The organism is Massilia pseudoviolaceinigra (assembly GCF_030846505.1).
In the GTDB taxonomy this organism is placed as follows: Bacteria; Pseudomonadota; Gammaproteobacteria; order Burkholderiales; family Burkholderiaceae_D; genus Telluria_A; species Telluria_A violaceinigra.
Genome location: NZ_JAVCWL010000019.1, coordinates 105,534 through 123,886, shown reverse-complemented (window position 1 = coordinate 123,886; position 18,353 = coordinate 105,534). Strand labels below are relative to the sequence as shown.

General features: G+C 66.0%; 18 protein-coding genes and 2 pseudogenes. 7 read left to right on the top strand and 13 right to left on the bottom strand.

Going from position 1 to position 18,353, the window contains the following annotated elements:
* Positions 1–95 precede the first annotated feature (95 nt).
* The gene (locus tag RBA40_RS19385) at positions 96–1,076 is read right to left on the bottom strand and encodes a M14 family metallopeptidase (protein WP_306649401.1); all 981 of its coding nucleotides are present in this window, start codon (positions 1,074–1,076) and stop codon (positions 96–98) included.
* Positions 1,077–1,164: 88 nt separating this feature from the next.
* Between RBA40_RS19385 and RBA40_RS19380 the strand changes: the two genes are divergently transcribed.
* The gene (locus RBA40_RS19380) at positions 1,165–2,286 is read left to right on the top strand and encodes an acyltransferase family protein (RefSeq protein WP_306649400.1); all 1,122 of its coding nucleotides are present in this window, start codon (positions 1,165–1,167) and stop codon (positions 2,284–2,286) included.
* On the opposite strand, the gene RBA40_RS19375 is transcribed toward RBA40_RS19380, so the two are convergent.
* From RBA40_RS19375 to RBA40_RS19365, 3 genes are all read right to left on the bottom strand, one after another.
* Positions 2,256–2,756 carry a hypothetical protein gene (locus RBA40_RS19375; protein ID WP_306649399.1) on the bottom strand — a complete coding sequence of 167 codons (501 nt, stop codon included), beginning with the start codon at positions 2,754–2,756 and terminating at the stop codon, positions 2,256–2,258. The two genes, RBA40_RS19380 and RBA40_RS19375, sit on opposite strands and share 31 nt — an antisense overlap.
* Positions 2,757–2,819: 63 nt before the next feature.
* Positions 2,820–3,698 (bottom strand): pirin family protein, encoded by an 879-nt coding sequence (locus RBA40_RS19370; protein WP_306649398.1) that lies wholly within the window; start codon positions 3,696–3,698, stop codon positions 2,820–2,822.
* A gap of 40 nt (positions 3,699–3,738) precedes the next feature.
* Positions 3,739–4,338, bottom strand: coding sequence for an FMN-dependent NADH-azoreductase (locus RBA40_RS19365; RefSeq protein ID WP_306649397.1), 600 nt, complete (start codon positions 4,336–4,338; stop codon positions 3,739–3,741).
* A gap of 109 nt (positions 4,339–4,447) precedes the next feature.
* Here RBA40_RS19365 and RBA40_RS19360 point away from each other — a divergent pair, with 109 nt between their 5' ends.
* Positions 4,448–5,368 (top strand): LysR family transcriptional regulator, encoded by a 921-nt coding sequence (locus RBA40_RS19360; protein WP_306649396.1) that lies wholly within the window; start codon positions 4,448–4,450, stop codon positions 5,366–5,368.
* Between the two features lie 120 nt (positions 5,369–5,488).
* Positions 5,489–6,121: an NAD(P)H-dependent oxidoreductase gene (locus tag RBA40_RS19355; RefSeq protein ID WP_306649395.1), complete on the top strand. Its 633-nt coding sequence runs from the start codon at positions 5,489–5,491 to the stop codon at positions 6,119–6,121.
* A gap of 146 nt (positions 6,122–6,267) precedes the next feature.
* Here RBA40_RS19355 and RBA40_RS19350 read toward each other — a convergent pair whose 3' ends face one another.
* From RBA40_RS19350 to RBA40_RS19320, 7 genes are all read right to left on the bottom strand, one after another.
* Positions 6,268–6,399 (bottom strand): hypothetical protein, encoded by a 132-nt coding sequence (locus tag RBA40_RS19350; RefSeq protein ID WP_306649394.1) that lies wholly within the window; start codon positions 6,397–6,399, stop codon positions 6,268–6,270.
* Positions 6,400–6,495: 96 nt separating this feature from the next.
* Positions 6,496–7,989, bottom strand: a complete 1,494-nt coding sequence (locus RBA40_RS19345; RefSeq protein WP_306649393.1) for a C13 family peptidase — start codon at positions 7,987–7,989, stop codon at positions 6,496–6,498.
* Positions 7,990–8,006: 17 nt separating this feature from the next.
* Positions 8,007–8,870: an archaetidylserine decarboxylase gene (asd, locus tag RBA40_RS19340; protein WP_306649392.1), complete on the bottom strand. Its 864-nt coding sequence runs from the start codon at positions 8,868–8,870 to the stop codon at positions 8,007–8,009.
* Between the two features lie 117 nt (positions 8,871–8,987).
* Positions 8,988–9,821 (bottom strand): substrate-binding periplasmic protein, encoded by an 834-nt coding sequence (locus RBA40_RS19335; RefSeq protein WP_306649391.1) that lies wholly within the window; start codon positions 9,819–9,821, stop codon positions 8,988–8,990.
* Between the two features lie 25 nt (positions 9,822–9,846).
* On the bottom strand, positions 9,847–11,091 hold the full coding sequence (locus tag RBA40_RS19330; protein WP_306649390.1) for an MFS transporter: 1,245 nt from the start codon (positions 11,089–11,091) through the stop codon (positions 9,847–9,849).
* Between the two features lie 79 nt (positions 11,092–11,170).
* Positions 11,171–11,797 (bottom strand): HD domain-containing protein, encoded by a 627-nt coding sequence (locus tag RBA40_RS19325; RefSeq protein WP_306649389.1) that lies wholly within the window; start codon positions 11,795–11,797, stop codon positions 11,171–11,173.
* A gap of 26 nt (positions 11,798–11,823) precedes the next feature.
* A complete protein-coding gene (locus tag RBA40_RS19320) occupies positions 11,824–12,510 on the bottom strand; it encodes a ribonuclease HI family protein (protein WP_306649388.1) in 687 nt (228 codons plus the stop codon).
* 191 nt (positions 12,511–12,701) lie between these two features.
* Here RBA40_RS19320 and RBA40_RS19315 point away from each other — a divergent pair, with 191 nt between their 5' ends.
* From RBA40_RS19315 to RBA40_RS19300, 4 genes are all read left to right on the top strand, one after another.
* Positions 12,702–12,902 (top strand): hypothetical protein, encoded by a 201-nt coding sequence (locus RBA40_RS19315; RefSeq protein WP_306649386.1) that lies wholly within the window; start codon positions 12,702–12,704, stop codon positions 12,900–12,902.
* Positions 12,903–13,017: 115 nt separating this feature from the next.
* On the top strand, positions 13,018–13,971 hold the full coding sequence (locus RBA40_RS19310) for a hypothetical protein (protein WP_306649385.1): 954 nt from the start codon (positions 13,018–13,020) through the stop codon (positions 13,969–13,971).
* Positions 13,943–15,268 (top strand): HlyD family secretion protein, encoded by a 1,326-nt coding sequence (locus RBA40_RS19305; protein ID WP_306649384.1) that lies wholly within the window; start codon positions 13,943–13,945, stop codon positions 15,266–15,268. Before RBA40_RS19310 ends, RBA40_RS19305 begins: the two co-directional genes overlap by 29 nt.
* Entirely contained in the window at positions 15,265–17,424 is a 2,160-nt protein-coding gene (locus RBA40_RS19300) for a peptidase domain-containing ABC transporter (RefSeq protein ID WP_306649383.1), read from the top strand. Before RBA40_RS19305 ends, RBA40_RS19300 begins: the two co-directional genes overlap by 4 nt.
* A 54-nt stretch (positions 17,425–17,478) precedes the next feature.
* Here RBA40_RS19300 and RBA40_RS33710 read toward each other — a convergent pair.
* Both RBA40_RS33710 and RBA40_RS33705 read right to left on the bottom strand, forming a co-directional pair.
* Positions 17,479–17,628, bottom strand: a pseudogene (locus RBA40_RS33710) (thrombospondin type 3 repeat-containing protein); the annotation flags it as partial.
* 342 nt (positions 17,629–17,970) lie between these two features.
* Positions 17,971–18,339: pseudogene (locus RBA40_RS33705) on the bottom strand (YXWGXW repeat-containing protein); the annotation flags it as partial.
* Positions 18,340–18,353 lie beyond the last annotated feature (14 nt).

Here is an 18,353-nt window from a genome sequence, read left to right as displayed (position 1 = left end):
TCATGCCGACCGCATAAATGGGCGGATGGCGCGCCTTTTTAGGTGGAAGCACGCCCGTTTGTGGCTTTCATGTCAGTGCGCCAGGGCGTGCGCGCCTACTCGGCAAAGCGCTCGAAATCCGGGTTGGCGCGGGTCAGGTAGTACCACTCCTGGTTCGGTCCCGCGTTCACATCGGGGAACAGGATCTTGCCGTCGAATTCGGCCGTCACAGGCGTGCCGTCGGCGCGCGTGCCGATCTGGTCGCCCTTGGCCACCGCATCGAAACTGGACCACACGCGGTTGAACCGGTCGCCCGCATCGAGCTTGTCGTGCACCACCACCATCGACAGCGCTTCCATCTGGTCCAGCGCAATCGGTTCGGGCTGCGGCGCTTCGATCAGGCCGAGGAAGGCCAGCGTATTGACGATCGCGCGGTAGGCCACGTCGGGCGCGGCCGGATCAAGGTGCTGGCCGCATTCGAGCGTGAGCGCGTAGCCGCCGGTGCTGCGCATGTATTCGGTGGTGCCCATCCCGTAGCGCAGCACCAGGTTCAGGGTCGATTCGTCGCCGCTCTTCATGCGGCGCTGCACGCCCTGGCCGTAGGTGGCCAGCCAGCCGTCGACGAAGCGGCGCACGCCCAGGCGGCGCGCCAGCGCGCGTTCTTTTTCGGCGTGCCGGAACGGCTGCAGGGTGCCGTCGTTATTGCGCGGCCCGACCATGACGAAGGGCTGGCTTTGTGCATTGAAGGAATGCAGGTCGAGCAGTACCTCGTGCTGCGCCAGCAGGGGACACAGCCAGTTTGCGACGCGGTCCTCGAAGTCCTGGGGCTGCGGGTTGGGGAACAGGTTGCGGTTCAGGTTACGTTCGCCCGAGCGCTGCTTGAGCGCGTAGGCCAGCGGGTTGGTCACCGGGACGAAGGTCACGCTGCCGGCCGCCACGTGCAGAGCGCCGCTGTCGATTTCGCCGATCACGCGCAGGATCGCCCTGGTGCCGCAAGTCTCGTTGCCGTGCACGGCGCCGGTGACGATCAGGCGCGGACCGGCCCCAAGGGCGGTGTAGTTGATCGATTTGAACTGCAGCTCGCGTGCGGTGGTCATGGTCGGAGGTAGCCTGGACGATTGGTGGATCGTCTATTTTATCGGACATCGCTGGCGCCTGCCGAAGCCCCATGTCATCATGTGGCGCATGAAAAATCCTGTCTCCAGCGCCCGCATCGAAGGTCTCGACACCCTGCGTGCGCTGGCCGTCACCCTGGTCGTACTGCACCACTATGTGCTGTTCGTCAGCCGTGCCGATACCTTCGGCTGGATAGGGGAGGTGGGCTGGATCGGGGTGGACCTGTTTTTTGCCTTGTCCGGCTACCTGATCGGCAACCAGATCTTCGCCGCCATGCGCTCGCAGGGCGAATTTTCCCTGGCCCGCTTTTACGGACGCCGCGCGCTGCGCACGCTGCCGGTGTTCTACGCCATGCTGGCGCTGTACTGGTGCTGGCCGTGGTTTCGCGCCGGGCTCGAACTGCCGCCGCTGTGGCGCTTCCTCACCTTCACGCAAAATATCAGCCTGGAGCCGGGCACCGCGTTTTCGCATGCCTGGTCGCTGTGCATCGAGGAGCAGTTTTACCTGGTGCTGCCGGCGCTGGCGCTGGCGCTTGCATCGCTGCGCCGTTCGCTGCGCTGGAGCTGGGCCGCCATCGCGCTGGCCATCGCGGCCGGGATGCTGGTGCGCGCCTATACATGGCAGGAACTGGTGCACGCCAATCCGCGCGGCTCGCGTAACTATTATCAGTATATTTATTACTCGACCTGGTGCCGTTTCGATGAACTGGTGGCCGGCGTGGCGCTGGCGCTGCTGAAGAATTTTCACCCGCGCCAGTGGCGCGTGCTTACTTCGCGCGGCGACCTGGCGCTGGGCGCCGGGTTGGCGGTCACCGGGCTGGCGATCTGGCTGTTCCTCGACGAGCGCCAGGGCTTCGGCGTCACCGTGCTGGGGTATCCGATGCTGGCGCTGGGATTTTCGCTGCTGATCGTGGCGGCGCTGAGCGACAGGTCGCTGCTGCGCACGACGCGTATTCCGGGCGCCGCCGGCATGGCGCTATGGTCGTATTCGATCTACCTGACGCACAAGCAGGTGTGCATCCTGGCCGCCAGGCCGCTGGCGGTGCACGGCTACGGCCCCGGTTCGCCGGTCGCGATCGTGGCGATGCTGTCGCTGAGCGTTTTGTCGGGCTGGGTGTTGTACCGCTGCGTCGAGCGGCCCTTCATGCGGCTGCGCCAGCGCTACCTGCCAACCAACTTCAAGCCGCGCTGACGGGGACTGGCGTCGATCACGTCGAAGGCGGCCGGCATCTCGCTCAAAAAAGCGAGTACGCTATGCGCATCGCCGCCGCTCTCTTCGATGGCTGCGCGCAGGCCGGGCACCGCTTCCTGGGTGTACGGACTGCGGTAGGCATTGGCCAGCAGCGACACCAGGTCGACCGGCTGGCCGCCCGAATGGCGCATGCGGGTGCCGATCAGGTCGAGCAGCACGCGCTGCATGGCCGGCGTCGGGTTGGCGATATTGGCGAAAATGAGCGGCGTGTTGGCGATTTTCTCGCACAGCGCGCGCTCGATCTGGTCGGGCTTGAGGTCGGAAGCGATGTCGAAATGGGCTCCGCTCCAGTGGGTGCGCGCGTGGGCATGCCCGGGAGGGAAGGAATCGACGGTTTCAAAGCCGCATACGCGGCTAACGTAGGCCAGGGCCTGGGTCAGGATTGGGAACATGCCCTCAGTGTAGCGCAAGATGTTCTCCTTGTGGTTGCAGGCCCCCGCCAGGCCTTGGAAGCCGGCGGCGGGACGGGTGCATCAGGCGCCGAAACGGCCGGCGCGGAAGTCCTCGACGGCCTGGAATACCTCGGCCTGGGTGTTCATCACGAACGGGCCGTATTGGGCAATCGGTTCGTTCAGCGGGCGCCCGGCAATCAGTATCAGGCGGCTGTCCTGGGCGGCCATGATGCGCACCCCGTCCGCCCGCGGGTCGTTGGCCAGGATCGCCATGCGCGACACCGGTACCGGTTTCTCGTCGATCAGCACCTGGCCGCGAAACACGTACACAAAGGCGTTATGTCCCGGCGGCAGCAGCTGTTCGAAGCTGGCGTTGGCCGGCAGTTCGATATCGAGGTAGAGCGGCTCGGTCCCTGCGCGCTGCATCGCGCCCTGCACGCCGTGACTGGCGCCGGCGATCACCTGCACCGTTACCCCCGCCCCGGTTGTGAAGCGGGGGATTTCGGTGTTCGCAATGTCGCGGTACCATGGCGCGGTCATCTTGTCGCTGGCCGGCAGGTTAAGCCATAGCTGGAAGCCTTCCATCATGCCGTCGGTCTGTTCCGGCATTTCGGAGTGGGCCACGCCGCGTCCGGCCGTCATCCACTGCACGCCGCCGTCGGTGATTAGGCCTTCATTGCCGGCGCTGTCGCGGTGGCGCATGCTGCCGGTGATCATGTACGAAATCGTCTCGAAGCCGCGGTGCGGATGTTCGGGAAAGCCGGCGATGTAGTCGCCCGGCTTGTCGCTGCCGAAGGCATCGAGCATCAGAAACGGGTCCAGGCGACGCTGCAGGTTTTGCGTGAGCACGCGGTTGATCTTGACGCCGGCGCCGTCCGTCACGAATTGCCCGTTGATCAGGCGCTCGACGGCGCGTGGCCGGTGCACCGCGAAATCCGGTTTCATCAACGCTTGTGTCATTTTCTCTCCTTGATACAGATGCAGCGTCGTCCGGGGTTGCTCAGGCCAGTGCGGCCTCGATCTCGGCATTCGCCTGGGATTGCGCCCTGGTCACCGCTTCCGGACCCATGGCCATGCCCTCGGAGTACACGAACGTCACGTCGGTCATGCCGAGGAAGCCGAGCAGCATTTTCAGGTGCGGCGTCTGGGTATCGTTGGGGGTGTCGCGGTACATGCCGCCGCGGGCGAACGCCACGTAGACTTTTTTGCCGGTCAGTTTGCCGACCGGGCCGGTGGCGGTGTAGGCGAAGGTGACGCCAGCGCGGGCAATCGCGTCGAACCAGCCTTTGAGCTGCACCGAGCTGCCGAAGTTGTACATCGGGGCGCCGATGACCAGCACGTCGGCCGCCTGCACCTGGGCGATCAGGGCGTCGTCGAGGGCCACGCGGGCCGCTTGTTCGGCGCTGCGCTGGTCGGCTGGCGTGAACAGGGCGCCCAGGGTCGGCTCGTCGAGCGCGGGGTGCGGGTTGCTGGCCAGGTCGCGCCGGGTCACTTGCGCGCCGGGGTTGGCCGCTTGCAGCCTGGCGACGATGGCGTCGGCCATGCGGGTGGACTCGGAACCGGTCGAACGGGCGCTGGAATTAATTTGCAGGATGTTCATTTTATTTCCTTTTTATGAGTTGAACTGCGATGAAGTGACTTTACGCGTTCCAAAATCGATGCGGAAGACGTTAAAATGGATATCATTATTCAGTCAGTGGGACAATTAAATGGATGTGGAACCGAATGACCTGCTCTTGTTCGCACGGATCGTGGAGGCGGGCAGCTTCAGCCAGGCCGCGTTGCGGGTGGATTTGCCCAAGTCGACCGTCTCGCGCCGGATCGCGCTGCTGGAAGCCAAACTGGGCGAGCGCCTGCTGCAGCGGACCACGCGCAAGCTGATGCTCACCGAATTCGGCGCCAGCCTGCTCGATCACGCGCGCAAGGTGGTCGAGGAGGTCGAGGCGGCCGGCGCCCTGGTGCAGCACCGCCAGCAGGCCCCGAGCGGGCGCCTGCGCATTTCGATGCCGGCCGATTTCGCCAGCCTTGGCATGACGCAGGTGATGACGCACTTCATGGCGCAGTACCCGGCCATCACCCTGGAACTGGACCTGTCGCCGCGCCGGGTCGACCTGGTGAGCGAGAATTTCGACATCGCGATCCGCATGGGCGACTTGCCGGACGACGCTTCCCTCAACGCGCGCCGCGTCGCGCTCGAACACATGGCCCTGTACGCGGCGCCCTCGTATATCGCGCTGCGCGGGCTGCCGCAGCATCCGGACGAGCTGCTGAAGCACGATCTGCTGTGCCTTCTGAGCCGCGGCGGCGGGCCGTCGCCGTGGAAGCTCACGCGCGGCAAAACGGTGTGGGAGCGCGCGCTGCCGGGCCGGCTGACGGCCAATTCGCCCGACCTGCTCACGCGCGTGGCCTGCGCCGGCGCCGGCATCGCCGCCAGTTCCGACCTGTTCGCGGCGCCCCATGTGGCCAGCGGAGAGCTGGTGCGGGTGCTGCCGGAGTGGGATTTGCCGCTGGTGACCGGATGGGCCGTGTTCCCGGGGCGCCGCCTGATGCCGGCCAAGACGCGCGCTTTCCTCGATATGATGGAAGGGCTGTGCTGCGCCGACGCGCGCAAGCGCATGGGGTTGGTGTAGGGCTGGAATTTTCCGTCCGGATACGCGTGATCGCGGAATCGTTGATAATGAGCCCGCCGGGGCGCCTATCCTGCGATCGCCCTGGCTGAGAAGTTCATCCATCAAATTGAAGGAAATTCCATGCTGCTTGAAAAATTACACTGGCGCTACGCCACCAAGAAATTCGATGCCACCAAGGTTGTTTCGGAAGACAAAGTCGACCGCATTCTCGAAGCCGTGCGCCTGGCGCCGACCTCGAGCGGCCTGCAGCCGTTCGAGCTGATCGTGGTCAGCAACGCCGACCTGCGCGAGAAGATGAAACCGATTGCCAGCAACCAGGGCCAGGTAGTCGATGGGTCGCACATGGTCATCTTCGCGGCGTGGGACAACTACACCGAAGAGCGGATCAACATGATGTTCGACCTCGTCAACGAAGAGCGCGGCCTGGTCAACGAAGGATGGGAAGCCTACCGCAAGTTCATCCTGTCGACGTACCCGCCGCGCGACCCCGAGGTCAACTACCAACACGCTGCGCGCCAGGCGTATATCGGCCTGGGCATCGGCTTGACTGCCGCCGCCTTCGAGCAGGTCGATGCGACCCCGATGGAAGGCTTCAATCCCGACCAGCTCGACGAATTACTCGGCCTGCGCGCGCGTGGCTTGCGCTCGGTGGCGATCATGGCGCTCGGGTACCGCGAAGCGGCGGGTGACTGGCTGGTCGACTTGAAAAAAGTGCGCCGTCCGAGCGAGCAGTTCATCACCAAATTGGCGTAATCAGGGCAATGGCGCAGCGGCCATTCTTGGCCGCGCGTACCTCCGTTCAGAGCAATAGCGGATTAGTCACCCCGATTTATCGAGGCACGACCACATTGAGCCATGAGGAAATCGGACGAAGTGTGCGCTTCCACGAGTCGCGCACATCATAAATTACCCGGCATGACAACGGTCATCGACTTGCCGCTGGCCGTCGTGCGCTGGCTTAGAGGGCTGCCAAGCTGCGCCGCCTCCGTCGTGCCGGCGATTGTTTTAGGCGGATGAGTATGCTTGGCCATGATGCGCTGCCGAACTACAAGCTTGATGAATAAACCCGGTGATCGGTTTTATTGCAGCGTCAAATTCAAACGCGTGACGCGGGCAGCGCTACCTGCTCACGGCTTGCCCGCCAGCCGCTGGTTCAGCCGTTCCAGCACCGGCACGATCTTGCTGCCCACCTTGATTTGCGGGTTCGAATAGCCGTCGTCCTTGCCGGCTTGCGTTTCGCGCTGCAGGATGACCTTGCGCGCCGCGGCATGCGCTTCGGTGAATGAGCGCGTCGTGGTGCGCAGCTGTTCGTCGTACATCGCGCGGCCGAAAAACGTCAGCGGCGACTTCTTGCCGCAGCCGTAGGACGTGTGGTCGGCGTCGGACGCCGTCATCACCAGGGTGCCGTCGGCCGCCAGCGGCGCAATCCAGTTGCCGGCATAGCAGGCCGAGATCGACAGCACGCGGTAGCGGATGCCGGCCTGGTCGAGCCATCCCTTGAGCGCGGGCGGCAGCACCGGCGCCACATCGATCGGCCAGAAACTGGCCGCCAGCTCGCCGTCCGACGCTCCGTGCGACGTCAGGTGGATGAACAGCACATCCTCGTCGCGGTCCATGATCCCGGCGATGCCTTCGATGGCGCGCTCCAGGTTCAGCGGCGTGGCCCATGGCAGCGTGTCGGCGGTCTTGTGGTGGTTGATCAGCTGCAGGCCGCGGCCGGCGGCGTCGAAGCGGCGCGCCATCACGTCGGACACCATGGCGCTCTCGCGCCGGAACACTTCCTCGCCTTCGTACGGCGCGAAGGTGATCGTGTACATGTCGATCACGCCCGGGCGCTGCGGCTTGAGCGCGTCGATCTGCTCGCCCAGCAGGGGCAGCTGCGCTTCCATCATCTCCTGGCTCACCTCGAACGGCTCTTCCTCGGGCGCCTCGGGTTGGGGCGCGGCGCGCCATGTCGGCGGCGCCGGCGCGAGATAGTGGCCCAAGGCCGTGGTCAGCGCGACCACCGCGAGCGTGACAATGGCGCGCTCCGGCGCCAGCGGACGGGCGGCGCGGATCAGCACCTTGAGCTTTGCCAGCACGGACCAGAGCATCGGCACGAACCAGAGCGCCCATTGCGCCTCCATGCTGGCCGCGGGGATGACATTGGTGCGGATCAGGAGAAAATAGAGCGCCCAGGCCAGCATCGCAAACACCGTCGATTGGGCGATCAGCAGCGTGTACAAATGCGCCGCGCCGGGCGCGCTATCGGGGCTGCGCCGCAGTCGCGGGTCGGGCTGAATCAGGTAGCACAGCCACACGGTCAACAGGGCAGTCGACCATCCGGCCAGCAGCGCGCGCCAAATGAAGATGGCATCGCCCTCGATCATGAGGCGGTGCATCAGCACGCCCAGGCCAACCTGGAGAAGCATCTGGAACGCCATCTGCCACGGCGACGCCACCAGCCGCTCCCAGCGTGGCGCCAGCAGCAGCATCGAGCGCGCTCCTTCGCCGAGCCAGTCGCAGGCCGTCAGCACGCTTGCGCGCGGTGCCGGCGAGGCGGCAGTCACAGGATCCGGCATCGGCTCCGGTTGCGCCACAGGGGCCGGCGCGCCGACCATGTCGTCCACTGCTTCGCTCATGCCGCTCTCTCGTGAAATCAGGCGCGTTTGGCGGCCGGCTTGTTGCCCATCGCTTCACCGAGCCGTACGGAACGCTCGGGCGCCCACTCGGGATTGAAGGTGATGGTGTCTTTTTTGAACAGCATGACGATGGTCGAGCCAAGCAGGAAGCGGCCCATCTCGTCGCCTTTCTTGAGCACGATGTTCTGGTCGTCGTAACGCCATTCCTTGACCACGCCCGGACGCGGCGGGTTCACCAGCCCGTGCCAGACCGTGGCCATGCTGCCGACGATGGTGGCGCCCACCAGGGTGAGCACAAAGGTGCCATGCACTTTTGAGTCGAACACGCACACCACGCGCTCATTGCGTGCGAACAGGCCGGGAATGCCGCGCGCGGTGGTCGGGTTCACCGAAAACAGCGCGCCGGGCACGTAGATCATGCGCGTGAGGCGTCCGTCGCACGGCATGTGCAGGCGATGGTAATCCTTGGGACTCAGGTACAGATTGGCGAAGCTGCCATGCTGGAACTCGGCCGCCAGTGCCGCGTCGCCTCCGACCAGGGCCGTGGTGCTGAACTTGTGGCCCTTGGCCTGGAAGATCTGGTCGTCGTCGATGCTGCCGAACTGGCTGATCGCGCCATCGACCGGGCACACGAAATCGGCCCTGGCCAGCGGGCGCGCGCCCGGGCGCAGCGGACGCGTGAAAAATTCGTTGAAGCTGGCGTAGCTGGCGATGTCCGGATTGGCCGCTTCCTCCATGTTCACGCCGTACTGGCCGACGAACCAGCGGATCAGGGTGGTCGTGTACTGGCCGCCCTGATGGCCGGCGACGCGGCCCGCGAACCGGGTCAGACCTTGCTTGGGAATTAAATACTGGGGAATGACTTTTATGCGATCGGACACGGGCTTCAACCTGTTTTAAAAACGATGGGCAATTATAACGGCGCGCTGCGCATGTGCAGCGCTTTCCGTCGCCCGGATGGTCAATGCGCTAAAAAATAGTCGGCATGGCGGCGCCGCTCAGCGCGGGCGCACGCCGCCGGCCAGGATGGGGGCCGGGTAGTAGCGTTTGAGGCTTTCGTACACGGAGCCCGATTTGACGGCGGCCGCGAACAGGTTCTGGAGCGCGCTGCGGTCGCTCGCCGTGACGGTCTGTCTGGAGATGTAGATACCGCTTTCGCCCCATGGCAGCTCCTCGAGCGGCTCGATGCGCAGCTTGGGCATCATCCACCCAAAGCGCTTGTCTTCCAGGATGGCGCCGGCAAACACGGTCGGCGCCATCAGCGTCACGTCGGCAAAGCCGGCGTCGAGCACGCGCGCCACCGCGGCGGCGTCCTTTTCCAGCAGCAGGCGGCCCTGGGCCGACAACTGATCGATCATGTCCAGGTAGGCGTCGCCGTAGTCGAAACCGCGCACCAGCACCACGCGCAGCTCCTTGCGCGCGAGCAGGTCACGGATCGAGCGCACAGGCGCGCGCCTGCTGTCGATCGACAGCAGGGTGGCGCGGGTGCCGATCACGGGGACGAAGTAGCCGAGCTGGTCGCGCCGCGGGGTGCGCACGGCGGGCATCAGCAGGTGCGATTTGCCGGCTTCGAACATGGCTTCCTGGCGCGCCCGCGGCACCACCGAAAACGTGAACTTGCAGGGGCTTTTCGCGCTGACGCTGCGCAGCAGGTCCGGATAGATGCCGCTGATCGACTCGCCGCTGATGCTCACGCTCAGTCCCGTGGGCGCGACTGGTGCCAGGAACGGTTGCTCGCAGTTGGCCAGCGCAGGCGGGCTGGCACCGGCTGCGCGGACGGCAATGACAAACGCGGCTGCGCGCGTCGCGCTGCGAATAGAGGTTTTGCCCATTGGCCAATTCTAGCGCATGCCTGCCTCACGTGCGCATCCGATGCGATTTGAAATAGAAAAGTGCAACGCCGATGGCGACCGCCTGCATCGCCGCGCACAGGAAGAAGGTGCTGCCGATGCGCCAGTCCTGCGGCGGCAGGTGGCTCGCCAGGCCCAGGATGGCCGTGCCCAGCAGCGGCATGAACACGACGCCCAGGCTGCTGATCGATTGAAGCGAGCCCATCAGCTCGCCCTGGCCATTTGCGTCCGAACCGCGCGAAATGATGCTCTGCAGCGCAGGCGCGGTGGTAAAAGCCAACAAGTTGCACAAAATAAATACGTACATCATCCAGCCCTGGGTGGCCAGGCCGTACAGCACGTAGGTGATGCAGCCCGATGCCAGGCCGAGCAGCGTCAGGCGCACCTCGCCGAAGCGCTTCATCAGCATGCCCAGCAGGCCGGCCTGCACCACGGCCGCCGCCAGGCCCACGCAGAACATGGCGGCGCCGTTGTCGCCCGGGCCCCAGTTGAAGCGGAAGGTGGTGTACAGCACCCAGGTCGACTGCAGCATCATATGGGCGAAGGTGGACAGGGCATAGACGATCACCACGCCGCGGATATCGGTGCGGCGCATCAGCTTGCGCAGGGATGTGAAGGGGTTGATCTTGGAAATCGAAAACGCGGAGCGGCGCGACAGCGGCAGCGATTCGGGCACGGCGATGTAACCGTAGACGAAGTTGGCGGCGCACAGGGCGGCGGCCACGTAGAACGGCAGTTGCAGGTTGATTTCGCCCAAGACGCCGCCCAGCGCCGGACCGCCGATGAACCCCAGGCCGAAGGCCGCGCCCACCTTGCCGAAGCTTTTGGCGCGCGTCTCGGGGGTCGATATGTCGGATGCATAGGCCGAGGCGACCGACATGCTGGCCGAGGACACGCCGCCGATCACGCGCCCGATGAACAGGAAGGCCAGGCTGGGCGCCCAGGCGGTGGCCAGGAAATTGAGGCACATCCCGGCCATCGAATAGAGCATCACCGGACGGCGCCCCACACGGTCGCTGATGGCGCCGAGCATGGGCATGAAGATGAACTGCAACAGCCCGAACAGCGTCGCCAGCACGCCGAACCAGAACGCCTGTTCGTCGCGCCCGCCCACGAACTGGCCCACCAGGGCCGGCATGACGGGGACGATCATGCCGATGCCGAGCATGTCGATGAAGACGGCGACCAGCACGAAATTGAGGTTGCCGGCAGAAGGGGGGGAGGCGGGGGCTGCGGCGGGGCTGCTGCTCATGGAGAAAAGCCCGGGGCCGGGCGCGAAAGGGCGATGCCCTATCTTAACGCACTACGCCCCCGTACGAACGCGGCAGTTCCTACAGTGCCCATTCCTGCGCGAAGGCGGCGCGGAAGGTGGTCAGCTGCGCCATGCGGGCTTCTCCCAGCGCGCGGCCGGCGGCGGTCTGCATCATTGCTGGCAGTTTGGCCAGCTTGACTTCTATATGGTCGAGCGCATAGGCGCGGTCGTCGAGTTCGCGCTCTCCGGGCAGCGGGTCGCTGGGGTGGGCCAGCGCACTGCCCATCTGGCCGGCGATGTAGAACAGGCGCGCCAGGCCCACGGCGCCGAGGGCGTCGAGGCGGTCGGCATCCTGCACCAGCTTCGCTTCGATGCTGTGGGGCGGCAGCGCCGCCGAAAAGCTGTGCGTTTCAATGGCGTGCGCCACCGCGTCCAGCTTCGCGGCCGGAAAACCGAGGGCGGCCAGCTCGCGCCGGGCCAGTTCGGCCGAGCGGCGCGACGCCATGCTGCGCTCCGGGTGGTTCTTGGGCAGGTTGACCAGGTCATGCAGATAGCATGCCGCCATCACGGCCAGCGCATCGGCTTCCGGGTGGCTGGCCAGCAGCGCCTGCGCATTGCGCCACACGCGGTGCAGGTGATTGATATCGTGGGCGCCGGCCAGTGCTTGCAGGCGTGGCTGCCATGCTGTCAGTTCGTCGGTGGTCATTGCATGCTCCTTGATGGGGAGCGCGATTATGCCATGCCGGCCGGCCCGAACGCGGCCGCGGCGCGCTGCGACAGCGCGTCGGCGGCCTGGTTCTTGTGACGCGGCAGCCAGCGCACGCAGGCACTGTCGATCCGTCCGAGCAGGGCCCGCGCCTGCGCCCGATACGCCTGCAGCGAGGGCGCGCCCGCCAGCTCCGGCCCATTCACGTCGTCGATCACGACGCGGCTATCGCCATGCACGGTCAGTCCGTGCGCGCCCTGTGCGACGGCCGCTTCGAGGACCGCGATCAGCGCCTGGTATTCGGCCTCGCTGCTATTGCCGTAGCCCGCCGGGCGCGAAATTTCGACGCGTTCGCCATCCGGGCCGGTGAGCAGCGCGCCGATGCCGCAGCGCCCCGGGTTGGGATGGGCCGAGCCGTCGAACCACGCGCGCCACGGCGCGGGCGGGCCATCGTGCTTGTTCAATCTGGCGCTGCGTGCAAGGGCGCGCTTGGTATCGCGTTCGGCCAGGCGCGCCGCATCGGCCGCAAGCAGTGCGGCGCGTTCGTCGAGCAGGGCGGCCAGGCCGCGCGCACCGGCGCGCTGTTCGAGCGTGGCGCGCAGGGCCTGTTCTTCGCTGATGCCAGCGCGTGCGGAGAGCTTGCGGCTGGCGTTGCGTTCGGATTTGAAGGCCGCCGCGATCAAATGGGCCAGTTCATGGATCGGTTCGGTCATGGCGACAGCATAACCCCAACGGCAACATGTTGCCAAAATCCTCCATTTGTGAGGGCTGAAACCACTCATCCGCACGATTGTGACGCATCAAACTGCAGAGTCCGTCAGTGCCTAGTATGGCCATAGCGGTCCGCACGAGGACGAGTGGAATTGCCACTGGTCCAGTTTCAATTTTGTTAAAGGAGAACATCATGCGCAACTTGACCAGCACTGAATTGCAACACGTGTATGGCGGTGGCAAATCGGATTGCCATACCAAGTGCCACAGCAAGAGCAAGAGCAAGAGCCGCTGCAAGAGCAAAAGCAAAAGCAAGAGCCGGAACAAGTGCAAAACCCGCGGTTGCGACAGCAAGTCGCGCAACCGCGGCGGCCTGCTCGGATGGCTGCTGTAATGCGTTTCCTGCTTAAACGCTGTGCCGGGCCATCGTTCAGCTAACTGGCTGGACTGGCTACTTCAGTCCGCCGTCGGACGCGGCGGCGGGCTGAACTTTCAAGTGAGGTTGCAAAATGCAGAATCTCAACACATCAACAGCTATTGCCACGCCGGAACGCCCCACGCATGAGGAACTATGGCTGCTCGGCCAGGCGCCGCTGCAGAAGTACCTCGATTTCGCCGACGACCTGTGCGCCGAATCGCCCGAGGCCATCCGGCCCGCGCTGATTCGCGAATGGGGCGCGGCCAACCTGTATTACGAAGAGCTGGCCCGCACCGAGGCCGGCGTCGCCGATCATCTGGACTGCGCCGCGCTGCCGGCCGCCATGATGCCGCTGGCCGCGCAGGTGTGCGCCAGCTCGCAGTACAGGCGCACCTTCAACAGCCTGCCGACCCGGATCGCCATGGTCGAACTGGGGCGCATGGTGGTGTGCCAGAACCACGTGACGCGCAGCTTCGTCGATGAACTCAAGGCGCAATTGGGTCCCCATCCCGATCCGCAAGCATTGTTCCGCTTCTGCTTTCCGCCCGACGAAGTGCGCGCCCCGGTCCATATTCGCGAGGCCGGCTCGAAGCGTTTTGTATTCCGCTCCGAATCGACCGATTTCCGTTTTCACGAACCGGTGCTGCTGCGCCCGGACCAATTGAACGATTACCGCGCTTCGGGCACCGTGGCCGGCGTGGTCGGCCTGGTGGTCGGCTACAGCGCCAACATTCTCAACGCCGTGTGCGACGACGACAGCGGCCGCCTGGTGCTCAATAACGGCTACCACCGCACCTGCGCCTTGCTCGAATTGGGCATCACGCACGCGCCGTGCGTCATCCAGACGGTCAGCTCGCGCGACGAACTCGATCTGGTGGCCAAGTCGATTGTCGCCACCGACCCGGGCTATTTCTTCAACGCGCCACGCCCGCCGCTGATGCGCGATTTCGCCGATCCACGCATCCGCAAGGTGCTGCGCATCAAAAAAATCTCGCGCATGATCGAGGTCAGTTACGATGTCCGCGACTACTTCATCGAAGAGTGAGGCCGGCGCGCCGGACGCGGCGGCGGAGCAGCCGCTGTTCCGGCCGCAGGTGCTGAGCGAACAGCAAACGCGCTGGCTCGGCACGGTGGCGATCAAGCCGCGCCTGGCGCACCGCTGGTACGCCGCCTTTTCGCTGCTGATCGTCGTTGCCGTCACGGCCACGCTGTTCATGGCCAGCTACACCCGCAAGGCGCGCGTGGCCGGCTGGCTGGTACCCGAGCAGGGCATGATCCGCGTGCATTCGCCGCGCGTGGGCGTGGCCACGCGCCTGATGGTGCGCGAGGGCGACACGGTGACCGCCGGCCAGGCGCTGGTGGCGCTGTCGGGCGAAGAGCGCAGCGTGGCCGTGGGCGAGACCAATGCCCAGGCGGCGCGCGAACTGCAGGCCCAGCGCGCCAGCCTGGATGCCGAGCAGGCGCGCGCGGCGCAGTCGTTCGACCAGCAGCGCGCCATGCTGGTCGAGCGCATCGCCGCCGCCCGCGCCGAGCAGGACAACATGGTGCAGGAAATCGCCCTGCAAAAGCGCCGCGTGGTGCTGGCGCGCAAGTCCGAAAAGCGGCTCGAAGAACTCAAGGCACGCGGCTTCATCTCCGCGCAGCAGGTGCAGGCCACTTCCGAGGCGACGCTCGACCAGGCGGGAAAGCTGCGCTCCCTGGAACGGGCCTTGTCGTCGCTCGGGCGCGAACGCATGGCGCTGGAGGCGGAGCTGAACGACATGCCGCTCAAGCTGGCCACGCAAAACGCGCTGGTGGCACGCAACACCAGCGCCATCGACCGCGAGCTGGCCGAGGTGGCGGCCAAACGCGAACTGCTCATCACGGCCCCGCAGGCCGGCACCGTGACGGCGATCCATGCCTCGCGCGGCGCGGCGGTCGGCACCGGCACGGCGATCCTCAGCATCGTACCGCGCGGCGCCACCCTGGAAGCGCATCTGTATGCATCGAGCCGCGCGATCGGCTTCGTGCGCGCGCAACAGCAGGTGCACCTGCGCTACCTGGCCTACCCGTATCAAAAATTCGGCCACTACAAGGGCACCATCAAGAGCATTTCGCGCACCGGCATCGAGCCGGCCGAGCTGCCGGCCCAGTTTGGGGCGGCGGCGGGCGCCGGCAAGCCGGGCGAGGCGCTGTACCGCATCACCGTGACCCTGGCGCGCCAGGACGTGACGGCCTACGGCGCGCGCGTGCCGCTGGCCCCCGGCATGCAGCTGGAGGCCGACATTCTCCTGGAGCGGCGCCGTCTTTACGAATGGGTGCTCGATCCGGTCTACACCATCACCGGGAGGCTGGGACGATGAGCAAACCAATGGACGCCACCGCCGGCCTGGGGGTACGCCTGCCGTCGATCCTGCAGACCGAAGCCGCCGAATGCGGGCTGGCCTGCCTGGCCATGATCGCCGCCTACCACGGCAACGGGACCGACCTGGCGCATCTGCGGCGCCGTTTCGGCATGTCGCTGCGCGGCGCCACGCTCAAGGACCTGGTCGGCATCGCCGTCCACCTCGGCCTTGCCTCGCGCCCCCTGCGGCTCGAACCTGAAGAACTGGACCTGCTGGCCACCCCGTGCATCCTGCACTGGGACCTGAACCACTTCGTCGTGCTCAAGCAGGTCACCGCCAAGGGCGTCGTGATCCACGATCCGGCGGTCGGCGTGCGCCGCCTGCCGCGCGCCACCGTGCTCAAACACTTCACCGGCGTGGCGCTCGAACTGAGTCCCACGGCGTCGTTCGAGTCGGGCCAGGCGGCACCGCGCGTGCGGCTCAGTGCACTGCTCGGGCGCATGTCGGGCATCAAACAGTCGCTGTTCGCGCTGGCCGCCATGGCGCTGGCGATCGAAGTGCTGGCCGTGGTCAGCCCGTTCTTCATGCAATGGGTAATCGACGAAGCGCTGGTCAGCGCCGACCGCGATCTGCTGCTCACGCTCGCGCTGGGGTTTGCGTTCCTGCTGATCATCCGGGTAGCGGTGACGGCCGCGCGCGGCGCCACCCTGATCGCCATCTCCAGCACCATCAAGGTGGCGGGGCGTGCCAGCCTGTTCGGCCATCTGGTCAGCCTGCCCGCGGCCTACTTTGAAAGCCGCCACCTGGGCGACATCATGTCGCGTTTCGGCTCCCAGGAAGTGATCCTGCAAGCCATCACCACCGACATGGTGGAAATCCTCCTCGACGGCCTGATGGCGGCCATCACCCTGTGCGTGATGCTGTTCTACGCGCCCGAACTGGCCATGCTGGTCGTCGGTGGCAGTGTGCTGTACGCGCTGGTGCGCGCCGCCTCGTACACGGCGCTGCGCAACGCGTCGGTCGAAGCGATCGTATGGGGCGCAAAGCGCGACAGCCATTTCCTCGAAACGCTGCGCGGCATGCGCACCATCAAACTGTTCAACGCCCAGGCTTCGCGCCAGGCCCACTGGCTCAACCTGCTGGTGGAAACCGTCAATCGCCAGGTGACGACGCAAAAACTGGGATTGATGTTCCGCACCGTGAACTCGCTCCTGATCGGCATTATCGCGATCCTGGTGGTGTGGCTGGGGGCCGAGCGCGTGTTGAACAATACGTTCTCGGTCGGGATGCTGCTCGCCTTTATCAGCTACAAGGACCAGTTCATGGGCCGGGTCAGCGCCTTGATCAACAAGACGCTCGACCTGTTCATGCTGCGTCTGCACGCCGAGCGCCTGGCCGATATCGCCCTGACGCCACCGGAGGTGTGCCATTTGCCGCTCGCTTCGGACCAGCAGCGCAAGCCGATGGCGATCCGCCTGCGCGAGCTGCGCTTTCGCTACGGCGCCAGCGATCCCTGGGTGCTCGACGGGATCGATCTGCAGATCGAAGCCGGCGAATCGGTGGCCATCGTCGGACCTTCCGGATGCGGCAAGACCACCTTGCTGCGCCTGCTGGCCAGCCTGCTCGAACCGGTATCGGGCGAGATCGAGGTCGACGGGCGCGCGCTGAACCGGAGCGGCCTTGGCGAATACCGCGCGCAGATCGGCGTGGTGCTGCAGGACGACCAGCTGTTCGCCGGCTCGATCGCCGACAACATCAGCTTCTTTGCCGATGCCCCGTCGATGGAGCGCATCCGCGAATGCGCGCGGCGCGCGGCGGTGGAAGACGATGTGGACGCGATGCCGATGGGTTTTCATACGCTGATCGGCGACATGGGCACGGTGCTCTCGGGTGGCCAGAAGCAGCGCATTCTGATTGCGCGCGCGCTGTACCGCGAGCCGGTCCTGCTGCTGCTCGACGAGGCCACCAGCCACCTCGACGTGACGCGCGAGCAGGCCGTCAACGCCGCCATCCACGCCTTGCCGATAACCCGTATCATCGTGGCGCACAGGCGCGAAACCATTCTCTCGGCCGAACGCATTATCGTGCTTGAAGAAGGCAAGATCGCCTCCGACCTGCGCGGGGAGGAGGGCAGGGCCGCGTACCTGGCGCGGATAGCGTTGGAGGACAAATGAAAAAAGCGCCAGCCGGGGGAGCCGGGCTGGCGCTTGGTCAAGCTTGATGACCGTTTAATCGCGGCGCGGATTGTCGGGGCGGTTGTCGCGGCGGTTCGGAACGCCGTCGCCATCGCGGTCGCGGTCGGCGCGGTTCGGCACGCCGTCGTTATCGCGGTCGCGGTCGTAGGCATCGGGCACGCCGTCACGGTCGCGGTCACGGTGTTCCAGGCGATCCGGGACCCCATCGCGGTCACGGTCACGCCCTTCCAGACGATCCGGGACGCCATCGCGGTCGCGGTCGCGGCCTTCCAGGCGGTCCGGGATGCCGTCGCGGTCGCGGTCGCGGCCTTCCAGGCGGTCCGGGATGCCGTCGCGGTCACGGTCGCGGCCTTCCAGGCGGTCGGGGATGCCGTCACGGTCGCGGTCACGGCCTTCGCCATGGCGGCTCCAGCGGGCCGGTTCCATGAACCAGTGGCCATCGCGCTGGACCCAGGTTGGCTGCGAGTACACATAGCCTGCGCGTTCGCGCATCCATTGGCCGCCGACCCACGCGTGGCGGTTGCCGCGCCACTCCCAGTGACCGGGCACCCAGACATGGCCGGCGCGCGGACGTGGCACGCGTTCGTAGCGTGGCGCTGGCGGGGCCACGCGCACTACCGCGTAGTCGCGCTGCGACACTTGCTGCCAGCCGCCGCGGGTGAGACGATAGCTGTCGTTATCGCGGATCCATTCGCTGCGGCGGTACTCGTAGCCCTCGCGCGCGCTTTCCCAGCGGCCGGCGGTCCAGACGTGGCGGTTGTTTTCCCAGTTCCAGAACCCTGGCGCCCACACATAGCCGCGGCGGGGCGCCGGCACGCTCTCGAAGCGCGGTGCTGGTGGAGCGGTATTGATAATCACGCGGAAATCAGTTTGAGCGACCGACGGCAGAGGCATGAAACCGGCGGCGC